The sequence below is a fragment of the Klenkia sp. PcliD-1-E genome, from assembly GCF_024124375.1.
In the GTDB taxonomy this organism is placed as follows: Bacteria; Actinomycetota; Actinomycetes; order Mycobacteriales; family Geodermatophilaceae; genus Klenkia.
The window spans coordinates 1-26,347 of the sequence record NZ_JAMXRZ010000062.1; the positions used below are offsets into that span (position 1 = coordinate 1).

The following is a 26,347-nucleotide window of genomic DNA, read 5'->3' on the forward strand; positions in this document are numbered from 1 at the left end:
CGGCCGCGGTCTCGGCCGTCGTCGCCACCGGTGCCGTCCCCGGGTCACCCGGCGCGGCGTTGGCGGCGACGCCGCCGACGACGGCGGCCAGGAACACGACGCCCGAGGCGACGCCGATGACAGCGGTGCGGTCGATCTTCATGCAGCTCTCCTCCAGGGGTCGTTCCCGTGCGCAGGAGGATCGGCATTGCGGACGGTCCAGTTCAGCTGAACCACCCGATCGGGTCAGAAACTGTGCTCCGGGCCGGGGAAGGCGCCGCTGCGCACCTCCGCTGCGTACTCCTGCGCAGCCCGCAGCAGCTCGCCCCGCAGGTCGGCGTACTTCTTCACGAACTTCGGCACCCGGCCGCCGTTGAGCCCGGCCATGTCCGGCCAGACCAGCACCTGCGCGTCGCAGCCGACACCCGCACCGATGCCCACCGTCGGCACGGCCAGCTCGGCGGTCACCCGGGCGGCCACGTCGGCCGGGACCATCTCCAGGACGACGGCGAAGGCCCCCGCGTCGGCCACCGCGCGGGCATCGGCCAGCACCTGGTCGGCCGCGTCGCCGCGGCCCTGCACCCGGAACCCGCCCAGCGCGTGCTCGGACTGCGGGGTGAACCCGACGTGCCCCATCACCGGGATGCCGTTCTCGGCCAGCAGCTTCACCTGCGGCGCCACCCGGGCGCCGCCCTCGAGCTTCACCGCCTGCGCGCCGCCCTCCTTCATCATCCGCACCGCGGTGGTGAAGGCCTGCTCCGGCGATGCCTCGTAGGACCCGAAGGGCAGGTCGGCCACGACCAGCGCCCGCGAGGTGGACCGGGTCACCGCCTTGGTGAAGACCAGCAGGTCCTCCACGGTCACCGGCACGGTCGAGGAGTGGCCGAGCACCACGTTGCCCGCGGAGTCCCCGACCAGCAGCACCGGGATGCCGGCCTCCTCGAACACCCGCGCCGAGTAGGTGTCGTAGGCGGTGAGCATCGCCCACCGGTCGCCGTCGGCCTTGGCCTGCTGCAGGTGGTGGATCCGCACCCGCGCGGTGGGGGAGCCCCCGCCGTAGAGGACCGGCTCGGAGCTGGGGGAGGACGACGACGGCGTGGTCACGGCGCCCATCCTCCACCCCGGCGTGGGGGCGACCACCCCGAGGAGGCAGGCTCCCGGGTGTCGTAACCCGCCCGACACCACCGGGAGACAGGATGCCCAGCATGGACCGCCAGCAGGAGTTCGTCCTGCGCACCCTGGAAGAGCGCGACATCCGGTTCGTCCGGCTCTGGTTCACCGACGTCTCCGGCTACCTCAAGGCCGTCGCGGTGGCCCCGGCCGAGATCGAGGCCGCCTTCGCCGAGGGCATCGGCTTCGACGGCTCGGCCATCGAGGGCTTCGCCCGGGTCTACGAGTCCGACATGCTCGCCAAGCCCGACCCCGGCACCTTCCAGGTGATGCCCTCGGCCAAGGGCGGGGCCAGCGAGACCGCGCGGATGTTCTGCGACATCACGCTGCCCGACGGCAGCCCCTCGTGGGCCGACCCGCGGCACGTGCTGCGCCGGGCGCTGGGCAAGGCCGCCGACATGGGGTTCACCTTCTACACCCACCCCGAGATCGAGTTCTTCCTGCTCAAGGACCTCCCCGACGACGGGACGCCGCCGACCCCCGCCGACACCGGCGGCTACTTCGACCTGTCCACGCACAACGTGGCGCACGACTTCCGCCGCGAGGCCGTCTTCGCGCTGGAGGCCATGGGCATCTCGGTGGAGTTCAGCCACCACGAGGTCGCGCCGGGCCAGCAGGAGATCGACCTGCGCTACGCCGACGCGCTGTCGATGGCCGACAACATCATGACCCTGCGGCACGTCGTCCGGGAGGTCGCGCTCGCCCAGGGCGTGCACGCCACCTTCATGCCCAAGCCGTTCACCGACCTGGCCGGCTCGGCGATGCACACCCACCTGTCGCTGTTCGAGGGCGACCGCAACGCCTTCCACGACCCCGCGGACCCCATGCGGCTGTCGACCACGGCCAAGCAGTTCATCGCCGGGCTGCTGCGGCACGCCCGCGAGGTCACCGCCGTCACCAACCAGACGGTGAACTCCTACCGGCGGCTGCTGGCCGGCACCGAGGCCCCCACCGCGGCCACCTGGGGCAAGGCCAACCGCTCGGCCCTGGTGCGGCTGCCCTCCTACAAGCCGTCCAAGGCCAACTCGGCGCGGGTCGAGGTCCGCTCGCCCGACAGCGCCTGCAACCCCTACCTGACCTTCGCGGTGCTGCTCGCCGCGGGCCTGAAGGGCATCGAGGAGGGCTACGAGCTCCCGCCCGAGGCCGAGGACGACGTCTGGTCGCTCACCGACACCGAGCGTCGCGCGGCCGGGTACGAGGACCTGCCGGTGAGCCTGGGCGAGGCGCTGGGCGCGATGGAGGGCAGCGAGCTGGTCGCCGAGACCCTCGGCGAGCACGTCTACGAGTTCTTCCTGCGCAACAAGTGGGAGGAGTTCAACTCCTACCGCCGCAACGTGACCCCCTTCGAGCTCCAGCGCTACCTCCCCGGCCTCTGAGGCTTTGTAGGAGAAGGACCCCCTCGCCCCCCACGACGCGCTCCGCACGCCGCGGGTCCCTGCGAGGGAGCCGGTCCGACCGGAATCTAGGCTCCTGGGCGTGACCCGTCTGCTCGTCGTCGTCCCCTCCGACACCGACCCGCCGGCCCGGCTGGGGGAGTGGCTCACCGGGGCCGGCCTGGAGCTCGACGAGCGGCACCTGGACGCCGGTGACCCGGTGCCCACCGACCTGTCCGGGCACGACGGCCTGCTGGTGCTCGGCGGCCCGCAGTCCTCCCTCGACGAGGGGGCCACCGAGCTCGCCCCGGTGCGCTCGCTGCTGGCGCAGGCCGCCGCCGACGACGTGCCGACCCTGGCCATCTGCCTGGGCGCGCAGCTGCTGGCCCAGGCCGCCGGCGGCTCCACCCGGGTGCGGCCCGACGGCCCCGAGGTGGGGGCCACCCTGGTCGCCCGCCGGGACGCCGCCGACACCGACCCGGTGTTCGCCGGGGTCCCGCTCTCGCCCGACGTCGTCGCCTGGCACCACGACGAGGTCGAGCGGCTGCCCGGCGGGGCGGTCGTGCTGGCCGCCAACCCCGTGTGCGACGTGCAGGCCTACCGCCTCGGGACGGCGGTCTACGGCCTGCAGTTCCACATCGAGACCACCCCGGAGATCGCCGCGTCCTGGGCCGCGCACGACCCGGTCGGCGTCGCGTCCACCGGGCTGGACGTCGCGGAGGTCAGTGCCCGGGCCGCGGCCGCGCACCCGGACCTGGCCGAGGTCTGGGCGCCCTTCGCCGGCCGGTTCGCCGACGTCGTGCGCGCCCGCGCCCGCGCGTGACCGACCCGGTCGAGGTCCCGCGCCGCGCCGTCGTCCGGCTGGTCCGGTTCGGCTTCGAGGACGGCGAGCGGGTCGCGCGGTTGCTGGCCTCGCCGGAGCTGGGCCTGTGGGACCTCGACCGCAACGAGCCCGCCGACCCCGAGGCCGCCCCGGTGGTGTCCGCGCTGGCCCGGGCCGGCGACCCCGACCTCGCCGTGCTCACCCTCGCCCGGCTGGTCGAGGCCCTCGACCGGGAGGACCCCGGCGGCGAGCTCGCCGCCCACCTGCTGTCCCGGCTGCGCGGCTCGGCGAACCTGCGCAGCCAGCTGCTCGCCGTCCTCGGCGCCAGCGCCGGCCTGGACGACCACCTGGTCGCCCACCCCGAGGACTGGACCGTGCTGGACACCGACGCCGGCCCGGTGCGGCCCACCCCGCTGTCGCTGGAGCAGCAGATGCTGCGCGCGGTCGGTGCCGACCCCGACGACCCGCCGTGGGGCGTGGGGCTGGGCACGCCGGCGCCGGACTCCGACGTGTCGCGCGTCCGCGACCTGCGGCGGGCCTACCTGCGGGCCGTGCTGTCGGTGGCCGGTCGCGACCTCGGCGGCGGACTGAGCGCCGACGAGGTGGCCGGGGAGCTGGCCGACCTGGCCGGTGCCGTGCTGGTCGCCGGGCTCGCCCTGGCCGTCGCCGACCAGCCACCGGGTGCACCGCACTGCCGGATCGCCGTCATCGGCCTGGGCAAGTGCGGCGGCCGGGAGCTGAACTACGTCAGCGACGTCGACGTCGTGTTCGTCGCCGAGCCCCTCGACGGGGCGGACGACGCCGAGGCCGTCGCGACCGCGGCCAAGGTCTGCTCGACCCTCATGCGGGTCTGCAAGGAGGCCGCCTGGGAGGTCGATGCGGCGCTGCGGCCCGAGGGCAAGGCCGGCCAGCTGGTGCGCACCCTGGCCGGCCACGTGGCCTACTACGAGCAGTGGGCCAGCACCTGGGAGTTCCAGGCGCTGCTGAAGATGCGCGGCGTGGCCGGCGACCCGTCCCTGTGCCGGGAGTACGTCGACGCGCTGTTCCCCCTCGTCTGGAAGGCCGGCGACCGGCCCGGCTTCGTCGCCGAGGTGCAGGCGATGCGCCGCCGGGTGGAGTCCCTGGTCCCGCCGGCCCAGGCCGGCCGGGAGCTCAAGCTGGGCCGCGGCGGGCTGCGCGACGTCGAGTTCAGCGTGCAGCTGCTGCAGCTGGTGCACGGCCGCGTCGACGTCACCCTGCGCACCGGGGGCACGCTGCCCGGGTTGCTCTCGCTGTCGGTGGGCGGCTACGTCGGCCGCGAGGACGCCGCCGTGCTCGCCGCCTCCTACCGCTTCCTGCGCACCGTGGAGCACCGGCTGCAGCTGCTGCGGCTGCGGCGGACCCACCTGCTGCCCACCGACGAGGTGCAGCTGCGCTGGCTGGCCCGTTCGCTGGGCTACAAGCCCGACCACCGCGGGGACGCCGTCGCGGTGCTGCGCGCCGAGCTGGCCCTGCACACCCGCGAGGTGCGGCGGATCCACGAGAAGCTGTTCTACCGGCCGCTGCTGTCGGCGGTGGCGCGGGTGCCGGGCGAGCAGCTGGCGCTGGGGTCCGAGGCCGCCGGGGTGTGGCTGCGCGCGCTGGGGTTCGCCGACCCGGACGGCGCGCTGCGGCACCTGGGCGCGCTGACCGGCGGGGTGTCGCGGTCGGCGTCGATGCAGCGCTACCTGCTGCCGGTGGTGCTGCAGACCCTGGCCTCGGCCGCCGACCCCGACGCCGGGTTGCTGGCCTACCGGCAGGTGTCCGAGGCCCTCGGCGGCAACCAGTGGTTCCTGCGGCTGCTGCGCGACGAGGGCCAGGTCGCCGAGCGGCTGGCGCTGCTGCTCGGTTCCTCGCAGTACGTCGCCGGCCTGCTGACCCGCACCCCCGAGGCGCTGCGGCTGCTGGCCCGCGACGAGGAGCTGGTGCCCCGCCCGGTGGCCGCGCTGACCTCGGCCTGGCGCCAGTCGGTGGCGCGGGCCGGGGACGCCGCCGAGGGCGTGCGGGTGCTGCGCGGGCTGCGCCGCACCGAGCTGCTGCGGATCGCCTGCGCCGACCTGCTCGGCCTGCTGGACGTCGTCGGCGTCGGGGTGGCGCTGCGCGACGTCGCCGTCGCCACCCTGGAGGCCGGGCTGGACGCCGCCGTGCGCACCTGGGCGGCCGAGGCCACGGTGCCCGCCGACCAGGTGCCGGTGGACATCGCCGTCATCGGCATGGGCCGGCTCGGGGGGCGGGAGATGAGCTACGGCTCGGACGCCGACGTGCTCTTCGTGCACCGGGTGCGCCCGGGGGCCGACGAGTCGCGGGCGGCCGCCGCGGCCAACCAGATCGCGCACGCGCTGCGCCGGTTGCTGGCCGAGCCGGCACCCGACCCGGCGTTCGAGGTCGACGCCAACCTGCGCCCCGAGGGCCGGCAGGGGTCCCTGTCGCGCAGCCTGTCCGCCTTCGCCGAGTACTACCAGCGCTGGGTCTCGGTGTGGGAGGTGCAGGCGCTGCTGCGCGCGGAGCCCGTGGCCGGGGACGTCGAGCTGGGCCGGCAGTTCTGCGACCTGGTCGACCCGCTGCGCTGGCCGGCCGAGGGGCTCACCGACGCCCAGGTCGCCGAGATCCGGCGGATCAAGGCCCGGGTGGAGAGCGAGCGGCTGCCGCGCGGCGCCGACCCGGCCACGCACACCAAGCTGGGCCGCGGCGGGCTGGCCGACGTGGAGTGGACCGTGCAGCTGCTGCAGCTGGAGCACGCCCACGCCCACCCGGCGCTGCGGGTCACCCCGACCATCGACGCGCTGGCGGCGCTGGGCGAGGCCGGGCTGCTCCCCGGCGCCGACGTGACGGTGCTGCGGGAGGCGTGGGAGCGGGCCAGCCGCGCCCGCAACGCCGTGTTCCTGGTGCGCGGCCGGGCCGGGGACCAGCTGCCCCGGCCCGGGCTGGAGCTCTCGGGTGTCGCGCGGGCCAGCGGCTACCCCGCCGACGCCGACCCGGGTGAGTTCGTCGACGACTACCGCCGGGCCACCCGGCACGCCCGGGCGGTCGTGGAGCGGGTCTTCTACGGCCACACCGACGACTGAGCCCGGGAACAGACCCCCGGCACTGGCCGCTGGGACCCAGCAGGACGACCGACGAGCGAAGGGTGCCACCGTGCCGATCGAGTTCCTGGGGATCGCCGCGACCAACGACGGCTCGGAGACCACGACGCGGTCGGGGGGCAGCTTCGACAAGGAGTACACCGTCCGGCTGGGCCGGGCGCACGAGGACTTCGGCTGGGACCGGGTGCTGTTCGCCTACGGCTCCGGTGCGCCCGAGCCGTCCGCGGCCGCCGCGTGGCTGCTTGCGCACACCGACACCCTGCAGGTGCTGCTGGCCCACCGGCCGAACGTCAGCTACCCGACCTTCGCGGCCAAGACCTTCGCCACGCTGGACCAGATCGGCGAGGGCCGGCTGACCGTGCACGTCATCACCGGAGGCACCGACGCGGAGCAGCGGCGCGAGGGCGACTACCTCACCAAGGACGCCCGGTACGCCCGGACCCGGGAGTACATGCAGATCGTCAAGAGGGCCTGGACGTCGCACGAGCCCTTCGACTGGGACGGCGAGCACTACCGGTTCGCCGACTTCGTCTCCGACACCTTCCCCGTGCAGCAGCCGCGCCCGGACCTGTCCTTCGGCGGCTCGTCGGAGGCGGCCTACGCCGTCGGCGGCGCCGAGGCCGACGTGTACGCGCTGTGGGGCGAGCCGCTGGCCGAGACCGCGGCGCAGATCGAACGGGTGCACGCCGCAGCCCGGGCCGCCGGCCGCGCCACCATGCCGCGCATCCAGGTGGCCTTCCGACCCATCATCGCCCCCACCGAGGAGCTGGCCTGGGAGAAGGCGCACCGCACCGTCGCCCGCATCGAGGCCATGCGCACCGGCACCGGCCGCTCCCCGCTGTCGATCAGCCGGCCCCCGGCGTCCGGGCCGGAGAACGCCGGCTCGCAGCGGCTGCTGGAGATCGCCGAGCGCGGGGAGCGGTTCGACCGCGCGCTGTGGACGCCGACGGCCAAGGCCAGTGGGGGAGCGGGCAACTCCAACGCGCTGGTCGGCACGCCGGAGACGGTGGCGGCGGCGCTGCTGGACTACGTCGACCTGGGTGTCGACATCATCTCCATGCGCGGCTACGACCTGCTCGGCGACGCGGTCGACGTCGGCCGGTACGTCATCCCGCTGGTGCGCGAGGAGGTCGCCCGGCGCGATGCCGTGCTGGGCGGGACCGGTTGAGCCCCTCCGCGCCGGGGCAGGGGTGAGCGGTGCCCGACCAGCGTGAGCCCGCGACCATCACCCCCTACCGCGACGGCCCCCTGGTCGTGCGGGGCGACTTCCGGCTCGTCGACGCCGACGGCGTCGAGTTCGACCCCGGCCGCGACGTCGTCGCGCTGTGCCGGTGCGGCAAGTCCGGGCTCAAGCCCTTCTGCGACGGCAGCCACGCCCGGACCGGCTTCTCCGCGCCGAGCGCGCCGCGCAGCAGCCGGCCCAGCCAGCGGCTGGCCGAGCTGGAGGCCTCAGACGGCGACGTCCCGGAGGGCGGGGCGGGGCAGCAGGGCTGACCGGCCCGCCCTCCACTCCTGCAGCACCCGGGCGCCGGCGCGGGACTCCAGCTCCAGCGCGACCGCCGCACCCAGCAGGACGTCGTCCCGCAGCTCCGGCTCGTCGGCGACCAGCGACCCGCACATGTCCACCGAGGCGACCTGCTCGTGCACCGCGTCGGCCTCCACGTGCTCGTCGTAGAACAGCGTGGCGTCCTCGCCCTTGCCCAGCCGACGCAACCCGGAGGCGTAGCGGCGGCTCGGCGCGGTCGAGGTCATCTCGATCAGCGCCAGGTGGCCGACCACGGCGCCGCGCAGCCGACGGTGCAGGCCCAGCATGCTCATCGCGTTGAGGGTCGCCAGCGTCTCGGCCGGGGCGGCGTCGACGTGCGCGCCGTGCGTGTCGTCGAGGCCGAAGGCCCGCATCACCCGGGCGAAGAGGGCGGAGTGCATGCGGGTGGGCGAGCCGCCGCCGTACTCGTCGGCCTGGATCTCGACCAGCGCCGCCTTGGCCCGGCCGGCCACGCGGGGGATGGCCCAGGTGTGCGGGTCGGCCTCCTTGAGGTGGTAGACCGAGCGCAGGGTGAGGAACTCGGCCCACTGGGCCTCGTCGGCCTGCTTGGCCATGTGCGCCGACAGCGACGGGCCGTCGTCCGCGGCCACCATCGCGGCCAGCTGCCGGTCGACCGGGCCCTCGGGGCACAGCCGCACCCACGGCGCGGCGGCCTCGCGCAGGGCCACCTCGAAGGCGGTCTCCAGGACCGCGCGCAGGGCGAGCAGCTGCGGGTCCCACTCCCAGCGGTCGTCGACCTCGGGGAACCCGCGGTAGTGCAGCTCGTAGCAGGTGTAGAGGGCGACCTGCAGGTCGTCGTCGGCGAGCGGCACCGGGGTGGCGGCGACCTGGTCGGCCAGCGCCAGCGTGCGGGGACGCAGCGCGTCGGTGGTCAGGTCGGCGACGAGCGCCGCGGACAGCGGGCCGCGCGGGGTGGGGAGAGGCACCGTGGTCCCTTGCCCCGGGGGAGGGGGTCTGGAACCTCACCCGGTCAGGAGGCGATGCGCAGGTCCTGCCGGCGGCGGACCGGGCGGACGGCGAACCGCTCGTCGGCGAGCGCGGCCTCCAGGCAGGGGCCGGTGAGCGAGCAGCCGGCGGGACCGCACGCGCACTCGTCCAGGGCGAGCAGCTCGGGGCGGCTGGTGCGCGTGGCGGTGCGGGTCATTCCTAGCTCCTCGTGATTGGGTGTGCACTCGAAGTTACCCGGGGTCGACGTGTCGACTCATCGGCGAACTGTGCCCAGCTGCAGCGGCAGGTCGGTGCAGTCGTGCCGTCGTCCTGGACGGGTCCCCGGGGCGCCGTCCAGGCCGGGCTCACCAGGTGTCGAACGCCGCCGCCATCCGGGCCTGCTCCTCGAGCACCTCGTCCATCCGGGCCTGCACCGCACCCAGCCGGCTGATCTCGGTGCTCGTGGCCAGGATGCCGTCGGCCACCGAGCGGGTCGTCTCCTGCATGCCGGTGATCTGGTCGGCCACCCGCTTCGTCGCCCCGGCGGTCTCCCGGGCCAGCTCCTTGACCTCGTTGGCCACCACCGCGAACCCCCGGCCCAGCTCCCCGGCCCGGGCGGCCTCGATGGTGGCGTTGAGCGCCAGCAGGTTGGTCTGGTCGGCGATCCGGCTGATGATGGCGATGACCTCCCCGACCGCGGCCGAGGCCTGGGCGAGGGCGTCCACCTCGGCGGTCATCGAGGACGCCTGTGCGACCGCGGCCGCGGCGACCCGGCCGGCGTCGTGGCCGGCCTCCCGCAGCCGCCCGATCGTCTCCGACAGCGCGCGGGCGTTGGCGGCGTCGTCCTCGACCCGGCGGAGCACCTCCAGCCGCTGGGAGACCAGCTGGGCGACGTTGCGCAGGGCAGAGCCCCTCGACTCCGACAGCGCGATGGTCTGGGTGCTGAAGAAGTCCATCGTGCCCATGACCTCACCCCCCACCACGACCGGGAAGCAGACCCCCGAGCGGACGCCGGCCCGCTGCGCGGCAGGGGCCCGCACGCAGTCGGTCAGGTCCGCCAGGTTGGCCACGAACACCAGGTCCCGGGCCCGCCACGCGCGCCCGGACAGGCCGACGCCCTCCGCGAAGCTCGCGGCCAGGGTGACCTCGCGGAACTCCGGTCCGGCCGACCCGGACTCGAACTCGAACCGCAGCACCCGGTCGACGGGGTCCATCGCCCAGTAGGACCCGTAGGCCCAGCCGAAGGCGGAGCGCACCGTCTCCAGCGCCGCGCGCAGTGCGGATGCCCGGTCGGTCGCGGCGGCGACGCTGGTCACCACCTCGGTCACCGCGCCCCGGTCGTCGACGGTCTCCTGCAGCCGGGCAGCTGCCAGCGCTGCCCGGCGGGCGTGCGCGGCCAGCCGGCTCAACGTCCGCCACTTCTCGGCGCGGCCGCCGAAGAAGGGCAGCTCGGCGTCGCTGTAGTACTCGTGCAGCGCCACCACGCGGTCGTCCTCGACCAGCGGCACCACCGCTCCGTGGCGTGCGCCGGCGCGGTGCGCCGCGGCCCAGCGCAGGCACACGGTGCCGTCGCTGCCGGCGTCGACCAGCACCGGGCGGCGGGTGCGGATCGCCTCGCCGGTGTACCCGGCGTCGGCCGGCGCGGACTCCCCGACGGTGCCCGGGGCGGCCGCCATCGCCCGGGCCATCGGGCCGGCCTCGCTGACCAGGACCACCCGGTCGCCCTCGACCATCCAGGCGGCGCCGTAGGCCAGGCGCAGCGAGCCGACCAGCGAGGTGACGATCTTGACGTGCCCGTCGGTCTCGCTCGCGATGCCCTCGTCGAGGACCTCGATGACCTTCTCGATCGCCTCGACGTCCTGCGGCATCTCGGGCGCCGCCGAGAGGGGGGCGGGGCTGCGGAACACGGGTCCTCCTGCGGACGGGCGGTCGGTACCCGTCCTATCGGCAGAAACCGTTCCGGTTCGGTACATCCCCGGGGACGGCGACGGCCCCCGACCTCGGTGAAGTCGGGGGCCGTCGGGACGACGTGGATCAGATGTCGTAGTACATGGCGAACTCGTGCGGGTGCGGGCGCAGCCGGATCGGGGTGATCTCGTTGTCCCGCTTGTACTCGATCCAGGTCTCGATCAGGTCGGGGGTGAACACGCCACCGTCGAGCAGGTAGTCGTGGTCGACCTCCAGCCGGTCGAGGACGGCGTCCAGCGACGCGGGCACCTTGTCGATGCCCATGGCCTCCTCGGGCGGCAGCTCGTAGAGGTCCTTGTCGACCGGCGCCGGCGGCTCGATCTTGTTCTTGATGCCGTCGAGGCCGGCCATCAGCATCGCCGAGAAGGCGAGGTAGGGGTTGGCCGACGGGTCGGGCACGCGGAACTCGATGCGCTTGGCCTTCGGGTTGTCGCCCGAGATCGGGATGCGGCAGCAGGCCGAGCGGTTGCGCGCGGAGTAGACCAGGTTGATCGGGGCCTCGAAGCCCGGCACCAGGCGGTGGTAGCTGTTCACCGTGGGGTTGGTGAAGGCCAGCAGCGACGGGGCGTGCTTGAGCAGGCCGCCGATGTAGTGCCGGGCGGTGTCGGACAGGCCCGCGTAGCCGGTCTCGGCGGCGAACAGCGGCTGGCCGTCCTTCCACAGCGACTGGTGGCAGTGCATGCCCGACCCGTTGTCGCCGAACAGCGGCTTGGGCATGAAGGTGGCGGTCTTGCCGTGCGCCCAGGCGGTGTTCTTGATGATGTACTTGAACAGCATCAGGCTGTCGGCCGACCGCAGCAGGGTGTCGAACTTGTAGTTGATCTCGGCCTGCCCGCCGGTGCCCACCTCGTGGTGGCCGCGCTCGAGCTCGAGGCCCGCGTTGGCCAGGTTGGTCATCATGGCCGCGCGCAGGTCGCTGTGGTGGTCGTAGGGCTCGACCGGGAAGTAGCCGCCCTTCATCCGGGTCTTGTAGCCCAGGTTGGGGCCGACGCCGTTCTCCCCGGTCGCCGAACCGGAGTTCCAGGAACCCTCGACCGAGTCGATGTGGTAGTAGCCCTCGTTGATCCCGGTGTCGTGGCGGACCGAGTCGAAGACGTAGAACTCGGCCTCGGGGCCGAAGTAGGCGGTGTCGGCGATGCCGGAGCTGGCCAGGTAGGCCTCGGCCTTCTTCGCCACGTTCCGCGGGTCGCGGGAGTAGGACTCCCGGGTGATCGGGTCGTGGATGAAGAAGTTGACGTTCAGCGTCTTGTAGGTGCGGAACGGGTCCACGAAGGCGCTGTTCGCGTCGGGCAGCAGCAGCATGTCCGACTCGTTGATGGCCTGGAAGCCGCGGATCGAGGAGCCGTCGAAGCCGAGCCCGTCGGCGAAGGTGTCCTCGCCGAAGGTCTCCGCGGGGATGGTGAAGTGCTGCATGACGCCGGGGAGGTCGCAGAACCGGACGTCGACGAACTTGACGTCGTTGTCCTGGATGTACTTCGTGACCTCGTCGGGAGAGTTGAACATCGATCCTCCGGGAGTGGGCGGACGGCCGAGCCGGAACCTACGAGCGGGCGGTTGCCCGCCGGTGTCCCGTGTGTTTCCGATCCGTTACAGCGGCCCCGGCGTGTCGCGCGCCTACGCTGGCCGCATGGCCGGGGACGAGAGCACACCCTCCCAGAGCCGGGTCAAGGGGGCGGCGCTGGGGCTGCCCGGCGACGGCCCGGGCTCGATCGCACCCTTCGGCACCCGCGTGGTGGCCTTCCTCGTCGACGCCCTGGTGGCCGCCGTCGTGGCCGCCCTCGCCGTGCAGGGGCTGCCTCGCAACTGGAGCCTGCTGACCTTCGGCGTGATCACCGTGGTGTCGTTGGTGCTGGTCGGCCGCACGCCCGGGCACGCGCTGCTGGGCCTGCAGCTGGCCCACCCCCGGCAGGGGGAGCGCGTGGCCGTCTGGCGGGCCGTCGTCCGCACCGCGCTGCTGATGGTGCTCGTCCCCGCATTGATCGTGGACGGCGACGGCCGTGGTCTGCACGACCGGCTCACGCAGACCGCGGTCATCCGGCGAGTCTGAGCCTCACCCCCGGGCGGCGTGCACCGCCTCGGCCAGCCGCCGGACGCCGTCCTCGACGTCCTCGGCCGGGACCGCGGAGTAGGCCAGCCGGAAGGAGTTCTCGCCGCCCTCGAGCAGGAAGTCGGTGCCGGCCACGATGGCCACGCCCCGGTCGGCGGCCTCGGTGACGATGCGGGCGACGTCGTGCCCGGCGTCGGCGGGCAGCGAGACCCACAGGAAGTAGCCACCCTCGGGACGCCGGAAGGTGGCCTCGGGCAGGTGCGAGCGCAGCGCGGTGTCCAGGGCACCGACCCGCTCGGCCAGCGCCGCCTTCACCCGCTCGAGCGCGGCGGGGAAGCGCTCGCCGGTCAGGTAGGCGTGCACGATGCCCTGGGCCACCATGCCCGGTGCGATGTAGGTGTTGGTGGCCCGGACCCGGACCTTCGCGATGAGCGCCGGCGGGCCGACCAGGTAGCCCACCCGGATGCCCGGGCAGATGGTCTTGGAGAACGAGCAGGCGTAGACCACGTGCTCGCTGGCCGCGCCGCCGTCGAGCTCCAGCATCCGCGGCAGCGGCTCACCGCTGAACCGGACGTCGACGTAGGGGTCGTCCTCGAAGACCAGGAACCCGTGCTCGCGGGCCAGCTCCAACAGCCGCTCCCGCTTGGCCAGCGACAGGGTGTACCCGGCCGGGTTCTGGAAGGTGGGGATGACGTGCGCCAGCGCCGGCCGGAGGCCCTCGGCGAGCAGCTGCGCGACCTCGTCGACGGCGATGCCGTCCTCCTCCAGCGTCACCAGCCGGACGTCGGCACCGCGCTGGCGCAGACCCAGCAGCGTGCGGTCGTAGGTGGGCCGCTCGGCCAGCACCGCGGTGCCCGGCGTCACCAGCTCGTCGAAGAGGAAGGCGTCGGCCTGCATGGAGCCGTTGGTGACCAGCACGTGGTCGACCGGGACGCCGTGCTTGTCCGCGATCCACTGCCGCAGCGGCGGGTACCCCACCGCGGTGCCGTACCCGGTCATCCCGGCCGGGTCAGCGGCGAAGGCGTCGGTGGCGGCCTGCGTCAGGCCCTCGACGTCGACGATGTCGGTGGACGGCGCGCCACGCGCGAAGGAGACCGGGCGGACGGCGGGAGAGCTGGTCACGGCGGACAGTCTCCCCGATGCCGTCAGCGGCGGCGCATCTGGCGCTGGCTGACCGTCATCTGCCGGCCACCGGGCATCGGCCCGCCGGGGATGGGCATCCGGGCGCCGCCGAGGGCGTTCATCCGCTTGCCCAGGCTGTTGACCTCGGCGCCGTCGAGGTTGCGCGGCAGCTTCATCACGTGGGAGGACAGCTTCTTCAGCGGGACCTGGCCTTCGTCGTCGCCCACGGTGATGTCGTAGATCGGAGTGTCGCCGACCACCTTGGCGATCCGCCGCTTCTCCTGGGCGATGAGCCCCCGTACCCGCTGCGGGTTGCCCTCGGCGACCAGGATGATGCCGGGGCGGCCGAGCACGCGGTGCACGGCATCCAGCTGCGGAGTGCCGGCGACGCCCGAGGAGACCCGCCAGTCACCGCGCATGCCCTCGAGCACCCACGCGGCGGCACCGGGCTGGCCCTCGACCTGCCGGTACGCCGAGCCCTGCGCGCGGCGGCTGAACACGACCAGCGCGGCGAGGGCTCCCAGGAGCACGGCGATCGGGATGAACAGCAGCGGGGCGCTGAGGAGGATCGCGATGAGCTCGACGACCGCGGCGACCACCACGAAGGCGATCAACATGTACCAGGGCAGCTTGGGGTCGTTCTTGTAGGTCAGCGTGTAGGCCTGCCCGACCTGCTTCAGCGTCGTCCTGACCTTGGTCAGCCGGCCCACCTTGGGCTTGCCGTCCTTGCCGAGCTTGGCCGCCTTCTCGCCCTTCCCCGGCTTGGTCGCGGGGGTGGGGGCGTCTGTGGACTTGCTGCGGGCCATGCCACCCAGGATATGCCCCGGCGACGGCCCCCCGGGTCAGGAGGCCGGGGTGAGCCCGCGGGCGGCGATGGCCTGCTGGTAGAGCCGGCCGGCGCGGTAGGAGCTGCGCACCAGGGGTCCGCCGAGCACCCCGGCGAACCCGATCTCCTCGGCCTGGGCCGAGAAGTCCACGAACTCCTCGGGCTTGACCCACCGGACGACGGGGTGGTGCCGGGGGCTGGGGCGCAGGTACTGGGTGATGGTGAGCAGGTCGCAGCCGGCGTCGTGCAGGGCCTGCATGGTCTCGGTGACCTCGTGCGGCTCCTCGCCCATGCCCAGGATCAGGTTGGACTTGGTGACCAGGCCGGCCTCGCGGGCGGCGGTGATGACGGCCAGCGACCGCTCGAAGCGGAAGCCGGGGCGGATCCGCTTGAAGATGCGCGGCACGGTCTCGACGTTGTGCGCCAGGACCTCGGGCCGGGAGGAGAAGACCTCGGCCAGCTGGTCGGGGTCGGCGTTGAAGTCGGGGATGAGCAGCTCGACGCCGCAGCCCTCGACCTGGGCGTGGATCTGCCGGACGGTCTCGGCGTAGAGCCAGGCGCCGCCGTCCTCGAGGTCGTCGCGGGCGACGCCGGTGACGGTGGCGTACTTCAGCTGCATCGTCGCGACGCTCTCGGCCACCCGGCGGGGCTCGTCGCGGTCGAACTCCGCGGGCTTGCCGGTGTCGATCTGGCAGAAGTCGCAGCGCCGGGTGCACTGGTCGCCACCGATGAGGAAGGTGGCCTCGCGGTCCTCCCAGCACTCGTAGATGTTGGGGCAGCCGGCCTCCTCGCACACGGTGTGCAGGCCCTCGCGCTTGACCAGCGACTTGAGCTCGGTGTACTCAGGGCCGGTCCGCAGCCGGGTCTTGATCCAGTCGGGCTTGCGCTCGATCGGGGTCTGGGAGTTGCGGACCTCCAGGCGCAGCAGCTTGCGCCCGGCCGGCTCGATCGTCGCGCTCATGATCCCCACGGTACGCGCCGAGGGGGCGCCCCGGCGGTCGGCCGGGACGCCCCCTCGGGCGGTGTGACGAGGTCCTGCTACTCGCGGCCCAGCGGCGGCTTGTTCAGCGTCTCCTCGGTCGGGACCGGGTTGACCTGGGGCGCGGCGTCGGGCGAGGTCGACTGGGCGTCGTGGTGCTCGCCGTCGCGCCAGCCGAGGTCGGAGCCCTCCGGGGTGGCGTCGCCGGGGGCGTCCTCGGCGGTGGAGACCGCCTCGCCGCCGTGGGTGGGCTCGACCGACTCGTCGGCGGGGTCGTCGGTGGTGCTGGGGCTGCTGGGCACGGGGTCCTCCCGGTAGGTGGGCACCGGGCCGTCGCCGGTGGGCGCAGGGGTCCACGGGTCGTCGCCCGCGGTCGCCCGGCGGACGGCGGCGAAGGCCACCCCGCCGACGCCGAGGGCGACCAGCAGCCACGGCCAGCGCCGCGGCTTCTTCTCCACGCCGATCCGCTGGGCCAGTTCGTGGGTGGTCGACAGGGTCTGCTTGCGGGCGTCCTTGGTGGCCTTGGCCGTGGTCCTGGCCAGCTTCTTGCGCCGCTTCTCGGCCTTCTTCGACAGCTTCTCGGCCTTCTTGCCGACCGCCTTGCGGTTGGCCTCGGCGGCCGCGCGCAGCTCCGCGACCCGGGCGGCGGCGACGTCGCGGGCGGCCTCGGCGGCGGCGACGGCGTCGGAGCGACCGTCGCTGACCTGCTTCTTCGCGACCTTGGCCCGCTTGGCGGCGTCCTTCTGCAGCTGCTCGGCCTTCTTCGCGGCCTCCTTGCGCGCTGCGCGGGTGCGCTTCTCGCCCCGCTCGGCAGCGGTGGCGACGGTGCCGCCGGCGGCGGCCGCGGCGGTCCCGAGCTCGCCGCGGGCGGACTCCAGGGTGGCGACGACGGACTCCCGGGCATGCGCCAGCGCCGGGACGGCGGCGTCGCGGGCGGCCTCGTACCGGGGCAGGACGGCGGCCTGCACCCGCGGGGCGACGTCCTTCTCCAGGGTCTTCTGCGCGTTCCTGGCGGCGGCCCCGAGCTTCGGGCCGGCCGTGTCGCGGGCCTCGGCGAGCTTGGGCCCGGCCGTGGCGACCGCGGTGGCCACGCCGGCGGCGGCCGCGTCGCGGGCGGCCTCCAGGCGGGGGACGACGTCCTTCTCGTAGACCTTCTGGGCGTTCTTCAGCTGGGGCTCCAGCGCGTCGCGGGCGGCCTCGAGCCGGGGCGCCACCGCGGCGACGGCGGCCTCGACACGGGGGGCGACGTCCTTCTCGAGGGTCTTGTGCGCACTCTTCGCGGCGGCCTCGTAGCGCGGCCCGAGGTGCTCGGCGGTGGCCCGCCCCGCCTCGCTGACCGCCGAGCCGATGTGCGCGAGGCCCTCCTGCAGCTCTTCGCCGATGACCTGGGCATGGCTCTTCTTGCGGAACACCTACGCACCTCCGGGTTGATCGTCTCGCGCCATCCTGCCCGCATCCCTGCCGGGCCACACCCCGAGAGCCTGTGACGACGACCTGCAGGGCGGGGACGGGGCTGCGAGCCTGGGCGCATGCAGCTGCGCGTGTTCACCGAGCCCCAGCAGGGCGCCACCTACGACGACCTCCTGGCCGTCGCCCGCCGCGCCGAGGAGACCGGCTTCGACGCCTTCTTCCGATCCGACCACTACCTGGCCATGGGGGGCGGGGACGGGCTGCCCGGCCCGACGGATGCGTGGCTGACCCTGGCCGGGCTGGCCCGGGAGACCAGCACCATCCGGCTGGGGACGCTGATGACCGCGGGCACCTTCCGGTTCCCCGGGCCGCTGGCGATCTCGGTGGCCCAGGTCGACCAGATGAGCGGCGGCCGGGTGGAGCTGGGGCTGGGGTCGGGCTGGTTCGAGGCCGAGCACACCGCCTACGGCATCCCGTTCCCGTCGCTGGGCGAGCGGTTCGACCGCTACGCCGAGCAGCTCGCGGTGATCACCGGTCTGTGGTCGACGCCGCCGGGGGAGACCTTCTCCTTCGCCGGCGAGCACTACGCGGTCACCGACTCCCCGGCGCTGCCCAAGCCGGTGCAGGACGGCGGCATCCCCGTGCTGGTCGGCGGCCGCGGCGCCAAGCGCACACCCGCCCTGGCCGCCCGGTACGCCACCGAGTTCAACACCCCGTTCGCCTCCGCCCCCGACGCCGCGCGCCTGTTCGACGGCGTCCGGGCTGCCTGCGCCGAGGCCGACCGCGACCCGGCGACGATGACCTTCAGCTCGGCCCTGGTGCTCTGCGTCGGGGCCACCGACGCCGAGCTGGCCCGGCGCGCGGCGTCGATCGGGCGGGACGTCGAGGAGCTGGTGGCCGCCGGCGTGGCCGGGTCGCCGGCGCAGGCGGTGGACACCCTGGGCCGGTTCGCCGAGGCGGGGGCCACCCGGGTGTACCTGCAGGTGCTCGACCTCGCCGACCTGGACCACCTGGACCTGGTCGCGGCCCAGGTGGCCCCGCAGCTCGCCTAGGTGGCGGGGGTCCAGCGGGGGTCACGACCCAGCCAGGCGACGAGGGCCTCCAGCGGCGTGGCGTCCTCCGGGGCCGGCACCTCGTCGCCGAACGGGAACTCCGCCGGGCGCCGTCCCGGGGGCAGGATCCGCCGTGACGGGGCCGCCCCGGCCGCGACGACGTCGTCGGCGACGGCGACCGGGCGGCCGAGGGAGACCCCGAGGTCCCAGGCGTGGGTGAGCACCTCGCCGGTGTAGGTGGCCAGCAGCGCCCGGCCGGGCATCGGACCGGCCGGGTGGGTGAGCGTCCGGTCGAGCAGGTCGGGGTCGGACCACACCGCCACGGCGTCGTCGGCGGCCCGCTGCAGGGCGGCGTCCACGTCGGGGACGTCGGTGGTCACGTGCGGCAGGTCGAACGGGGCGCCGCCGCGGCCGACGTGGGCCACGCGGAGGAACACGGTCAGCAGGTGGCCCCGCAGCGTGGCGACGTCGAAGTCCTCGCACGGGGTGGGCCGGGACAGGCGCTCGGCGGGTACGCGCAGAGCCACCGGGAGGGCGGCGCGGACGGCGGCGGTGAAGGCGGGGCGGGGGTCCGGGGCGGACGTCGTGTCGGTCATGGACCCACCATCGCGGGTGACGTGGCCACCTCCTGGCCACTTCTGCGGGCAGGATCCGGGGCGTGCGTGCCGACCGCCTCATCGCCGTCCTCCTGCTGCTGCAGCGGCGCGGCACGGTGACGGCGGGCCAGGTGGCCGCCGAGCTGGAGATCTCCCCGCGCACCGCCCGCCGGGACCTCGAGGCGCTCGCGCTGGCCGGGGTGCCCGTCTACAGCACCGCCGGCAAGGGCGGGGGCTGGTCGCTGGTCGGCGGGGCCCGCACCGACCTGACCGGGTTGACCGCCGGCGAGGCCCGGGCGCTGTTCCTCGGTGCCGGCGGCGGGGACACCCCGGCCGCCCGGGCCGGGCTGCGCAAGCTGCTGGCCGCACTGCCGGCGCAGTGGCGGGCCGATGCCGAACGGGCCGCGGACGCCGTCCTGGTCGACGCAGCCTCCTGGGGCGCCGAGCCGGCGCCGGAACCGGTGACTCTGCCGGTGCTGCTGCGCGCGGTCGTCGACGGCGAGCAGGTGGAGGTGGACTACCGCAGCCGGGGTACGGCCAGCACCCGCACCGTCGACCCGCTCGGCGTGGTGAACAAGGACGGTCGCTGGTACCTGCTCGCCGGCACGGCGGCGGGGGAGCGCACCTTCCGGCTCGACCGGGTGGTCGACGCCCGCCCCACCGGTGCCCCGGCCCGCCGTCCCGAGGGCTTCGACCTGCGCCGGGCCTGGGCCGCCCGGCGCAGCGAGTTCGAGCAGCAACGGCACGTCGAGCGCACCCGGGTGCTGGTCGACCCCCCGGCCCTGCCGCGGCTTCGGTGGCTGCTCGCCCACCGCCTGGTCGACGTGGGTGCACCCGGCCCGGACGGCCGTGTGCCGGCCGTCGTCCTCGGACCGGTGGCCGAGGTGGTCGCGCTCGAGCTCGCCGGGTTCGGGTCGCAGCTGGAGTTCACCGACCCCGCCGCCCGGGCGCAGCTCGCCCGGCTGGCCGCCGACCTGCATTCCCGGTACGGCTCCGGCCCCGGTCCGGGGTAGCCTGCGGGCATGTCCGGTGGACTGCTCCTTCCGAGGCCGTGCTGACCCGCTCCCCGCACGTCAGCACGGCGACCCCTCCTGCGTGAGGGGTTTTTTCATGCCCACCACCGGCCGCGACACCCAGGAGCCTGCAGCGATGAGCGAGACCGTCCCCCCGCACCGGTACACCCCGGAGCTGGCCCAGCAGATCGAGCTGGCCTGGCAGGACCGCTGGGAGGCCGAGGGCACCTTCCACACGCCCAACCCGACCGGTGCGCTCAGCGAGGGGTTCGACCGGGTCGCCGACCGGCCCAAGGCGTTCCTGATGGACATGTTCCCCTACCCCTCGGGGGCGGGGCTGCACGTCGGGCACCCGCTGGGCTACCTGGGCACCGACGTCACCAGCCGGTTCCTGCGCATGGACGGGCGCAACGTGCTGCACCCGATGGGCTACGACGCCTTCGGCCTGCCCGCCGAGCAGTACGCCGTGCAGACCGGCCAGCACCCCCGCGTGACGACCGAGGCCAACATCGCCGCGATCTCGGCGCAGCTGCGCCGGCTGGGCGTCGACCACGACCGCCGCCGCACCTTCGCCACGATCGACCCGGGCTACTACCGGTGGACGCAGTGGATCTTCACCCAGATCTTCGGGGCCTGGTTCGACGACGCCGCGGGCAAGGCCCGCCCGGTCGACGAGCTGGTCGCCGAGCTGGACGCCGGCACCCGGCAGCCGGACCCCGGCACCATGCCCGAGGGCCGCGACTGGGCATCGCTGGACGAGGTGGAGCGGCACCGCGTCGTCGACGCCCACCGGCTGGCCTACCTGAACCAGGCCCCGGTCAACTGGTGCCCGGGGCTGGGCACGGTGCTGAGCAACGAGGAGGTCACCGCGGACGGCCGCTCCGAGCGCGGCAACTTCCCGGTCTTCCGGCGTCCGCTGACCCAGTGGATGATGCGGATCACCGCCTACTCCGAGCGGCTGCTGGCCGACCTGGACCGGCTGGACTGGTCGGACTCGCTGAAGCAGATGCAGCGCAACTGGATCGGCCGCTCACGCGGTGCCCGGGTCCGGTTCGGCGACGTCGAGGTGTTCACCACCAGGCCCGACACCCTGTTCGGTGCGACCTACCTGGTGCTGGCCCCCGAGCACCCGCTGGTGGCGTCGCTGACCGCGGACACCTGGCCCGACGGCACCGACCCGCGCTGGACCGGCGGCGCGGCGAGCCCGGCGGAGGCGGTCGATGCCTACCAGCTGCAGGCCTCGCGCCGCTCCGAGCTGGACCGGCAGGCCGAGGGTCGGGACAAGACCGGTGTGTTCACCGGCTCGTACGCCACCAACCCGCTGACCGGCCGCGAGCTGCCGGTGTTCATCGCCGACTACGTGCTGACCGGCTACGGCACCGGCGCGATCATGGCCGTGCCCGGCGAGGACACCCGCGACTTCGAGTTCGCCGACGTCTTCGGCCTGCCGGTGGTGCGCACCGTGCAGCCGCCGGAAGGGTTCGAGGGCGGTGCGTACACCGGCGCCGGGCCGATGATCAACAGCTCGAACGAGCACGTGCAGCTGGACGGCCTGGACAAGGCCGAGGCGATCGCCGCGGTCACCGACTGGCTGGTCGAGCACGGGCACGGCGAGGCCACCACCACCTACAAGCTGCGCGACTGGCTGTTCAGCCGCCAGCGCTACTGGGGCGAGCCGTTCCCGGTCGTCTACGCCGTCGACGGCCCGGACGCCGACCTGCCGGTCGCCGTCCCCGCCGACCAGCTGCCGGTGCTGCTGCCCGACGTCGACGACTACTCCCCGACGACGTTCGCCGACGACGACGCGACGTCCTCCCCGGAGCCGCCGCTGTCCCGCGCCACCGAGTGGACGACGGTCACCCTGGACCTGGGCGACGGGCCGCGGGAGTACCGCCGGGAGACCAACACGATGCCCAACTGGGCCGGGTCGTGCTGGTACTACCTGCGCTACCTGGACCCGGGCGACGACGAGCGGTTCGTCGACCCCGAGCTGGAGGCCTACTGGATGGGCCCGCGCGGCGAGGGCGACGTCGGCGGGGTCGACCTGTACGTCGGCGGCGTCGAGCACGCGGTGCTGCACCTGCTGTACGCCCGGTTCTGGCACAAGGTGCTGTTCGACCTGGGCCACGTGTCCTCGGAGGAGCCGTTCCGCCGGCTGGTCAACCAGGGCTACATCTCCGCCTACGCCTACACCGACGCCCGCGGGTTCTACGTGCCCGCGGCCGAGGTGGTCGAGAAGGACGGGGCCTTCTTGTTCGAGGGGCAGCCGGTCAACCGCGAGTACGGCAAGATCGGCAAGAGCCTGAAGAACATGGTCACCCCTGACGAGATGATCGGGGCCTACGGCGCCGACACCTTCCGGGTGTACGAGATGTCCACCGGCCCGCTGGAGCAGTCCCGGCCGTGGGAGACCAAGGCGGTCGTGGGGTCCCAGCGGCTGCTGCAGCGCATCTGGCGGGTCGTGGTCGACGAGGAGACCGGCGAGGTCCGGGCGACCGACGACGAGGTCGCCACCGACACCCTGAAGGTGCTGCACCGGGCCGTGGACGGCGTGCGCGACGGGATGACCACGCTGCGGTTCAACATCGCCATCGCCCGCACCACCGAGCTGACCAACCACCTGACCCAGGTGTACGGGCAGTCCGGGCCGGTGCCGCGGCAGGTCTGCGAGTGGCTGACCCTGCTGGTCGCGCCGCTGGCCCCGCACCTGGCGGAGGAGCTGTGGGCGCGGCTGGGGCACACCTCGTCCTCGGCGTGGGCGGCCTTCCCGGTGGCGGACCCGGCCTACCTGGTCGACGACACCGTGCAGATCGCGGTGCAGGTCAACGGCAAGGTGCGGGCCCAGCTGGACGTCGCGGCCGACGCCGACGCCGCCGCCCTGGAGGCCGCCGCCCTGGCCGACGCCCGGATCGCGGAGCTGCTGGTCGGCAAGACGGTGCGCAAGGTGGTCGCGGTGCCCGGTCGTCTGGTCAACGTCGTCGCCAACTGAGGCTGCGTCCCAGCGTCGATCAGTGAGGTTGATCGAACTCCGTCCTCCTGCGCCAGATCTGGTGCAGGGGGACAGACTTCGGTGCCGGGGGTCAGGCGGGGGAGATGCGGATGACGGCGCGGCGCTCGCGGCGGCGCAGGATGCCGACCAGCCGGCCGGCGCCGTAGGTGATCCGCCACTGCCAGCCGTAGCGGCGGGCCAGTGCCCGCAGCGCGGTCGGCCACTCCTCCGGCGGCAGCAGCCGGGCCTGCGCCTCGACGGCGTCGCCCTGCACGTTGCCGCGGACGTCGCAAGGCGCCACGGTGACCCGGCTGGTGTGCCGCAGCCGCTTGACCTTGCCGGAGTCCGCGCGGGTCCAGACCACCAGGTCCGCGCCGTCGGGGGCGGCCCACACCGGGGTGGGGACGGCGACGCCGGACCTGCGGAACGTGGTCAGGCTGACGTAGCGGCTGTCGGGGAGGGCGCTCACCGGGCCGGGACGGCGGTGAGCACCGCCCGCATCTCCTCCTCGACCGCGTCGATCGCCTCGGCGACCGGCACGTCGCGGCCGAGCTCGGCGGACAGCGAGGTCACGCCGGCATCGGTGATGCCGCACGGGATGATGCCGCCGAACCCGGCGGTCAGGTCGGGGTCGCAGTTGAGCGCGAAACCGTGCATGGTCACCCCGCGGGAGACCCGGACACCGATCGCGGCGATCTTGCGGTCGGGCTGCGGACCGACCCCGGGCTGGTAACCGGCGCGGACCCACGCGCCGCTGCGGCCCTCCACCTGCTCGGCCGCGATGCCGAACCGGGCGCACACGGCGATCAGCGCGACCTCCATGCGGCGCACGTGGGCGACCACGTCGACGGGGTCCGGGAGCTTGACGATCGGGTACCCGACCAGCTGACCCGGACCGTGCCAGGTGATCTTGCCGCCGCGGTCGACGTCCACCACGGGGGTGCCGTCCTGCGGGCGCTCGTGCGGCTCGGTGCGCTTGCCGGCGGTGTAGACCGCCGGGTGCTCCAGCAGCAGCATGGTGTCGGGGCTGCTGCCCTCGACCACCTCGGCGTGGACGGCCCGCTGGCGGTCCCACGCCTCCTGGTACTCGACGAGACCCGCCCGCACCACCCGCAGTTCGCTCACCGGCCCAGCCTATGCCTGCGCGACCGCGGGGCGGAGGCGCCGCAGGACCGCCCGGGCCGTGCGGGCACCGCTGGCCATCGCGCCCTGGATGGACGGGGTGTCGCGGTGGTCGCCGCACACGAACAGGCCCTCGCCCAGGTCGACCGGCCGGCGGTGCTGCAGCGGCGGGACCGCGGCGGGCTGCGCCCCGGTCACGGTGACGCTGGTCAGGTGCTCCAGGTCGGTCGTGGCCACCCCCTGGGCCCGGGCGACCTCCGCCCGGATCTCGGCCTCCCGGGTGGGGGCGAGGGTCGAGCTGGCGACCAGTGCCCGGTCGTCGGGGCTGTAGGCGGGCTGGGCGTCGGAGACGACCACCGAGTTGACGAGCTGTCCACCGGGTTCGCCCAGCACCACCAGCGGGACGCCGCGGGGCGAGGACGGCAGCACGTGCAGGTGCGTGGTGACCTGACGGGGTGCCGAGGCCTCGAGGCCGGGTAGCAGCCGGGAGGCGGTACCGGGGTCGGTGGCGACCACCACGGCGCCGGCGCTGGTGGTGCCGTCGGCCGTGCGCACCTGGCAGCCGGAGACCTCCAGGACCTCGGTCCCCCAGTGCCGGGCGGCGGCGGGCAGCCGGTCGGCCAACTGCTCGCCGACGGCCTGCATGCCGCGGGCGGGCAGGCCGATCCGGCCTCGCACGAAGCTGCGCCAGACCAGGTCCAGGTAGTGGCTGGAGGTGGCCAGCTCGGACTCCAGCAGGACCCCGGACAGGAAGGGGCGGAAGAACCGCTCCAGGGCCTCGCCCCCGACCCGGGCCCGGCGCAGCGCCTGCTCGGCGCTGCGTTCGGGCACGGCGAGCAGCCGGTCGACGGGCAGGTACCCCGCCCGCGCGGAGAACGCCCCGACGGCGGCCTCGTGCAGGAGCCCGCCGAGCGGGGCCCGCACCGTGTCGACGGTGGCACCCGGGTGGCGGCGGGGGTCGACCACGCGGTGCTCGCGGCCGTCGACCCGCACCACCGCGCCGGTCCAGAACCAGCCGAGGTCCAGCGCCGGCAGGTCGAGGTCGGCGGCCGTGCGCGGGTAGCCGGTGTTGAGCACCTGGAACCCGCGGTCGACGGTGAACCCGTCGACGACCTGCGTGCTGAGCCGGCCACCGGGGTGGTCGGCCGCGTCGACCACGTGGACGTCGGCACCGGCAGCGGCCAGCCGGACCGCCGCGGACAGCCCGGCCAGGCCCGCCCCGACGACGACGACCTCGGCACGTGGGGGGAGCGGCATGCCGCTGAACCTAGGCCGGTGCGCCGCCGCCGACCTGTCGAGGCGGCCTGCGCTGTGGACAGCCGTACTGCCTGTGGACAACTCCGCCGGCCGTCGTCGTGTCGACCTACCGTGCGCCCCGTGCCCGACCGAGAACCCCTGACCACCCCGGACCGCTGCCCCGTGGTGCCCGGCTACGTCCTGGAGGAGCGGCTCGGGCGCGGCGGGTCGGGGGAGGTGTGGCGGGCCCGCCCGCGCCGCGGCGGGGCGCCCGTCGCGGTCAAGGTGCTGCACCGGGGTGACCCCGAGCAGCAGGTGCGGGAGGCCGAGGTCCTGGCCCGCCTCGACCACCCGCACCTGGTCCGGCTGCACGAGGTCGTGCGCCGACGGACGAAGGACGGGGAGCAGGTCGCGCTGGTGCTCGACCTGCTGGCCGGCGGCAGCCTCGCGCAGCTGCTGGCCCGGCGGGGGCGGCTGCGCCCGGGGGAGGTCGTGACCGCCGTGGCCCCGGTCGCGGCGGCGCTGGCGCACGTGCACGACCGCGGGATCGTGCACGGCGACCTGTCCCCGGGCAACGTCGTGCTGACCGACGAGGGCCGTCCAGTGCTCACCGACCTCGGGGTGGCCCGGGCGGTCGGTGAGCCGGGCAGCGGCGCGGTCACCCCGCCCTACGTCGACCCGGTGGTCGCCCGGGGCGGCGCACCGGGGCCGGCGTCGGACGTCTTCGGCGTGGCCGCAGCGGCGTTCCACGCCCTCACCGGCATCCCACCCTGGAACGCGGCAGGCCCCGGGCAGACGGTCGTGGTCGCGGCGTCCGGGGAGCTGCCCGACCTGGCGCTGCTGGCGCCGGAGGCACCCGCCGAGCTGGTCGCCGTCGTGCAGCGGGGCCTGTCGCCGCACCCCCACCTGCGGGGCACGGCGGCGGCCTTCGCCCTGGACCTGCGGCACGCCTGCCGGCCCGAGCGGATCGCGCTGCCCGCACCCGGGGTGGACCCCACCGCGCTGGCCCGCACCGGCCACGTGCCGCGCACCGAGCTGACCCACCAGGTCCGCCGTCGCCCCGGGGCG

The 26,347-nt window shown here is 74.5% G+C and carries 23 protein-coding genes; 10 read left to right on the plus strand and 13 right to left on the minus strand.

Annotation, left to right across the window (positions count from 1 at the left end; translation table 11 throughout):
* Positions 1 to 225: 225 nt before the first annotated feature.
* Complete coding sequence (panB, locus tag NH342_RS13375; protein ID WP_305884907.1) at positions 226 to 1,092, minus strand: 3-methyl-2-oxobutanoate hydroxymethyltransferase; 867 nt, start codon at positions 1,090 to 1,092, stop codon at positions 226 to 228.
* A gap of 92 nt (positions 1,093 to 1,184) precedes the next feature.
* Between panB and NH342_RS13380 the strand changes: the two genes are divergently transcribed.
* The 5 genes from NH342_RS13380 (at position 1,185) to NH342_RS13400 (ending at position 7,940) form a co-directional block, all read left to right on the plus strand.
* Positions 1,185 to 2,525, plus strand: a complete 1,341-nt coding sequence (locus NH342_RS13380) for a glutamine synthetase family protein (RefSeq protein WP_253015373.1) — start codon at positions 1,185 to 1,187, stop codon at positions 2,523 to 2,525.
* A gap of 100 nt (positions 2,526 to 2,625) precedes the next feature.
* Complete coding sequence (locus NH342_RS13385) at positions 2,626 to 3,345, plus strand: gamma-glutamyl-gamma-aminobutyrate hydrolase family protein (protein WP_253015374.1); 720 nt, start codon at positions 2,626 to 2,628, stop codon at positions 3,343 to 3,345.
* Positions 3,342 to 6,428, plus strand: coding sequence for a bifunctional [glutamine synthetase] adenylyltransferase/[glutamine synthetase]-adenylyl-L-tyrosine phosphorylase (locus tag NH342_RS13390; protein WP_253015375.1), 3,087 nt, complete (start codon positions 3,342 to 3,344; stop codon positions 6,426 to 6,428). Before NH342_RS13385 ends, NH342_RS13390 begins: the two co-directional genes overlap by 4 nt.
* A 70-nt stretch (positions 6,429 to 6,498) precedes the next feature.
* Positions 6,499 to 7,614: an LLM class flavin-dependent oxidoreductase gene (locus tag NH342_RS13395; protein ID WP_253015376.1), complete on the plus strand. Its 1,116-nt coding sequence runs from the start codon at positions 6,499 to 6,501 to the stop codon at positions 7,612 to 7,614.
* A gap of 29 nt (positions 7,615 to 7,643) precedes the next feature.
* The gene (locus NH342_RS13400; protein WP_253015377.1) at positions 7,644 to 7,940 is read left to right on the plus strand and encodes a CDGSH iron-sulfur domain-containing protein; all 297 of its coding nucleotides are present in this window, start codon (positions 7,644 to 7,646) and stop codon (positions 7,938 to 7,940) included.
* On the opposite strand, the gene NH342_RS13405 is transcribed toward NH342_RS13400, so the two are convergent.
* The 4 genes from NH342_RS13405 to glnA form a co-directional block, all read right to left on the minus strand.
* Entirely contained in the window at positions 7,896 to 8,918 is a 1,023-nt protein-coding gene (locus NH342_RS13405; protein ID WP_253015378.1) for an iron-containing redox enzyme family protein, read from the minus strand. The two genes, NH342_RS13400 and NH342_RS13405, sit on opposite strands and share 45 nt — an antisense overlap.
* A 44-nt stretch (positions 8,919 to 8,962) precedes the next feature.
* Positions 8,963 to 9,136, minus strand: a complete 174-nt coding sequence (locus tag NH342_RS13410) for a hypothetical protein (protein ID WP_253015379.1) — start codon at positions 9,134 to 9,136, stop codon at positions 8,963 to 8,965.
* A 148-nt stretch (positions 9,137 to 9,284) separates the two neighbouring features.
* Positions 9,285 to 10,826 carry a GAF domain-containing protein gene (locus NH342_RS23905; RefSeq protein WP_308200655.1) on the minus strand — a complete coding sequence of 514 codons (1,542 nt, stop codon included), beginning with the start codon at positions 10,824 to 10,826 and terminating at the stop codon, positions 9,285 to 9,287.
* A gap of 127 nt (positions 10,827 to 10,953) precedes the next feature.
* Entirely contained in the window at positions 10,954 to 12,390 is a 1,437-nt protein-coding gene (gene glnA / locus NH342_RS13425) for a type I glutamate--ammonia ligase (RefSeq protein WP_253015380.1), read from the minus strand.
* Positions 12,391 to 12,514: 124 nt separating this feature from the next.
* Here glnA and NH342_RS13430 point away from each other — a divergent pair, with 124 nt between their 5' ends.
* Positions 12,515 to 12,934 (plus strand): RDD family protein, encoded by a 420-nt coding sequence (locus tag NH342_RS13430; protein WP_253015381.1) that lies wholly within the window; start codon positions 12,515 to 12,517, stop codon positions 12,932 to 12,934.
* Positions 12,935 to 12,937: 3 nt separating this feature from the next.
* On the opposite strand, the gene NH342_RS13435 is transcribed toward NH342_RS13430, so the two are convergent.
* The 4 genes from NH342_RS13435 to NH342_RS13450 form a co-directional block, all read right to left on the minus strand.
* Positions 12,938 to 14,056, minus strand: coding sequence for a PLP-dependent aminotransferase family protein (locus NH342_RS13435; protein ID WP_253015382.1), 1,119 nt, complete (start codon positions 14,054 to 14,056; stop codon positions 12,938 to 12,940).
* A 23-nt stretch (positions 14,057 to 14,079) separates the two neighbouring features.
* Positions 14,080 to 14,862: a DUF4191 domain-containing protein gene (locus tag NH342_RS13440; protein ID WP_253015383.1), complete on the minus strand. Its 783-nt coding sequence runs from the start codon at positions 14,860 to 14,862 to the stop codon at positions 14,080 to 14,082.
* A gap of 36 nt (positions 14,863 to 14,898) precedes the next feature.
* The gene (gene lipA / locus NH342_RS13445) at positions 14,899 to 15,843 is read right to left on the minus strand and encodes a lipoyl synthase (protein WP_253015384.1); all 945 of its coding nucleotides are present in this window, start codon (positions 15,841 to 15,843) and stop codon (positions 14,899 to 14,901) included.
* A gap of 77 nt (positions 15,844 to 15,920) precedes the next feature.
* Positions 15,921 to 17,273 carry a hypothetical protein gene (locus NH342_RS13450; protein ID WP_253015385.1) on the minus strand — a complete coding sequence of 451 codons (1,353 nt, stop codon included), beginning with the start codon at positions 17,271 to 17,273 and terminating at the stop codon, positions 15,921 to 15,923.
* Positions 17,274 to 17,390: 117 nt separating this feature from the next.
* On the opposite strand from NH342_RS13450, the gene NH342_RS13455 reads away from it, so the two are divergent.
* The gene (locus NH342_RS13455; protein WP_253015386.1) at positions 17,391 to 18,323 is read left to right on the plus strand and encodes an LLM class F420-dependent oxidoreductase; all 933 of its coding nucleotides are present in this window, start codon (positions 17,391 to 17,393) and stop codon (positions 18,321 to 18,323) included.
* Here the strand turns inward: NH342_RS13455 and NH342_RS13460 are convergent.
* Complete coding sequence (locus tag NH342_RS13460) at positions 18,320 to 18,919, minus strand: TIGR03086 family metal-binding protein (RefSeq protein ID WP_253015387.1); 600 nt, start codon at positions 18,917 to 18,919, stop codon at positions 18,320 to 18,322. The genes NH342_RS13455 and NH342_RS13460 overlap by 4 nt on opposite strands.
* A 62-nt stretch (positions 18,920 to 18,981) precedes the next feature.
* Between NH342_RS13460 and NH342_RS13465 the strand changes: the two genes are divergently transcribed.
* Together NH342_RS13465 and leuS are read left to right on the plus strand one after the other, a co-directional pair.
* Positions 18,982 to 19,932 (plus strand): YafY family protein, encoded by a 951-nt coding sequence (locus NH342_RS13465; protein ID WP_253015388.1) that lies wholly within the window; start codon positions 18,982 to 18,984, stop codon positions 19,930 to 19,932.
* 136 nt (positions 19,933 to 20,068) lie between these two features.
* Positions 20,069 to 22,921, plus strand: a complete 2,853-nt coding sequence (gene leuS, locus NH342_RS13470) for a leucine--tRNA ligase (protein ID WP_253015389.1) — start codon at positions 20,069 to 20,071, stop codon at positions 22,919 to 22,921.
* Positions 22,922 to 23,012: 91 nt separating this feature from the next.
* Here the strand turns inward: leuS and NH342_RS13475 are convergent, their stop codons facing one another.
* From NH342_RS13475 to NH342_RS13485, 3 genes are read right to left on the minus strand one after another with little or no spacing between them, the layout of a single operon-like run.
* On the minus strand, positions 23,013 to 23,390 hold the full coding sequence (locus NH342_RS13475; protein WP_253015390.1) for a PPOX class F420-dependent oxidoreductase: 378 nt from the start codon (positions 23,388 to 23,390) through the stop codon (positions 23,013 to 23,015).
* Positions 23,387 to 24,046 carry a lipoyl(octanoyl) transferase LipB gene (gene lipB, locus NH342_RS13480; RefSeq protein WP_253015391.1) on the minus strand — a complete coding sequence of 220 codons (660 nt, stop codon included), beginning with the start codon at positions 24,044 to 24,046 and terminating at the stop codon, positions 23,387 to 23,389. The genes NH342_RS13475 and lipB overlap by 4 nt, the downstream gene beginning before the upstream one ends.
* A 9-nt stretch (positions 24,047 to 24,055) precedes the next feature.
* Positions 24,056 to 25,300 (minus strand): FAD-dependent oxidoreductase, encoded by a 1,245-nt coding sequence (locus tag NH342_RS13485; RefSeq protein WP_253015392.1) that lies wholly within the window; start codon positions 25,298 to 25,300, stop codon positions 24,056 to 24,058.
* A 120-nt stretch (positions 25,301 to 25,420) separates the two neighbouring features.
* On the opposite strand from NH342_RS13485, the gene NH342_RS13490 reads away from it, so the two are divergent.
* The coding region (locus NH342_RS13490; RefSeq protein ID WP_253015393.1) for a serine/threonine-protein kinase at positions 25,421 to 26,347 on the plus strand (927 nt) is incomplete at its 3' end.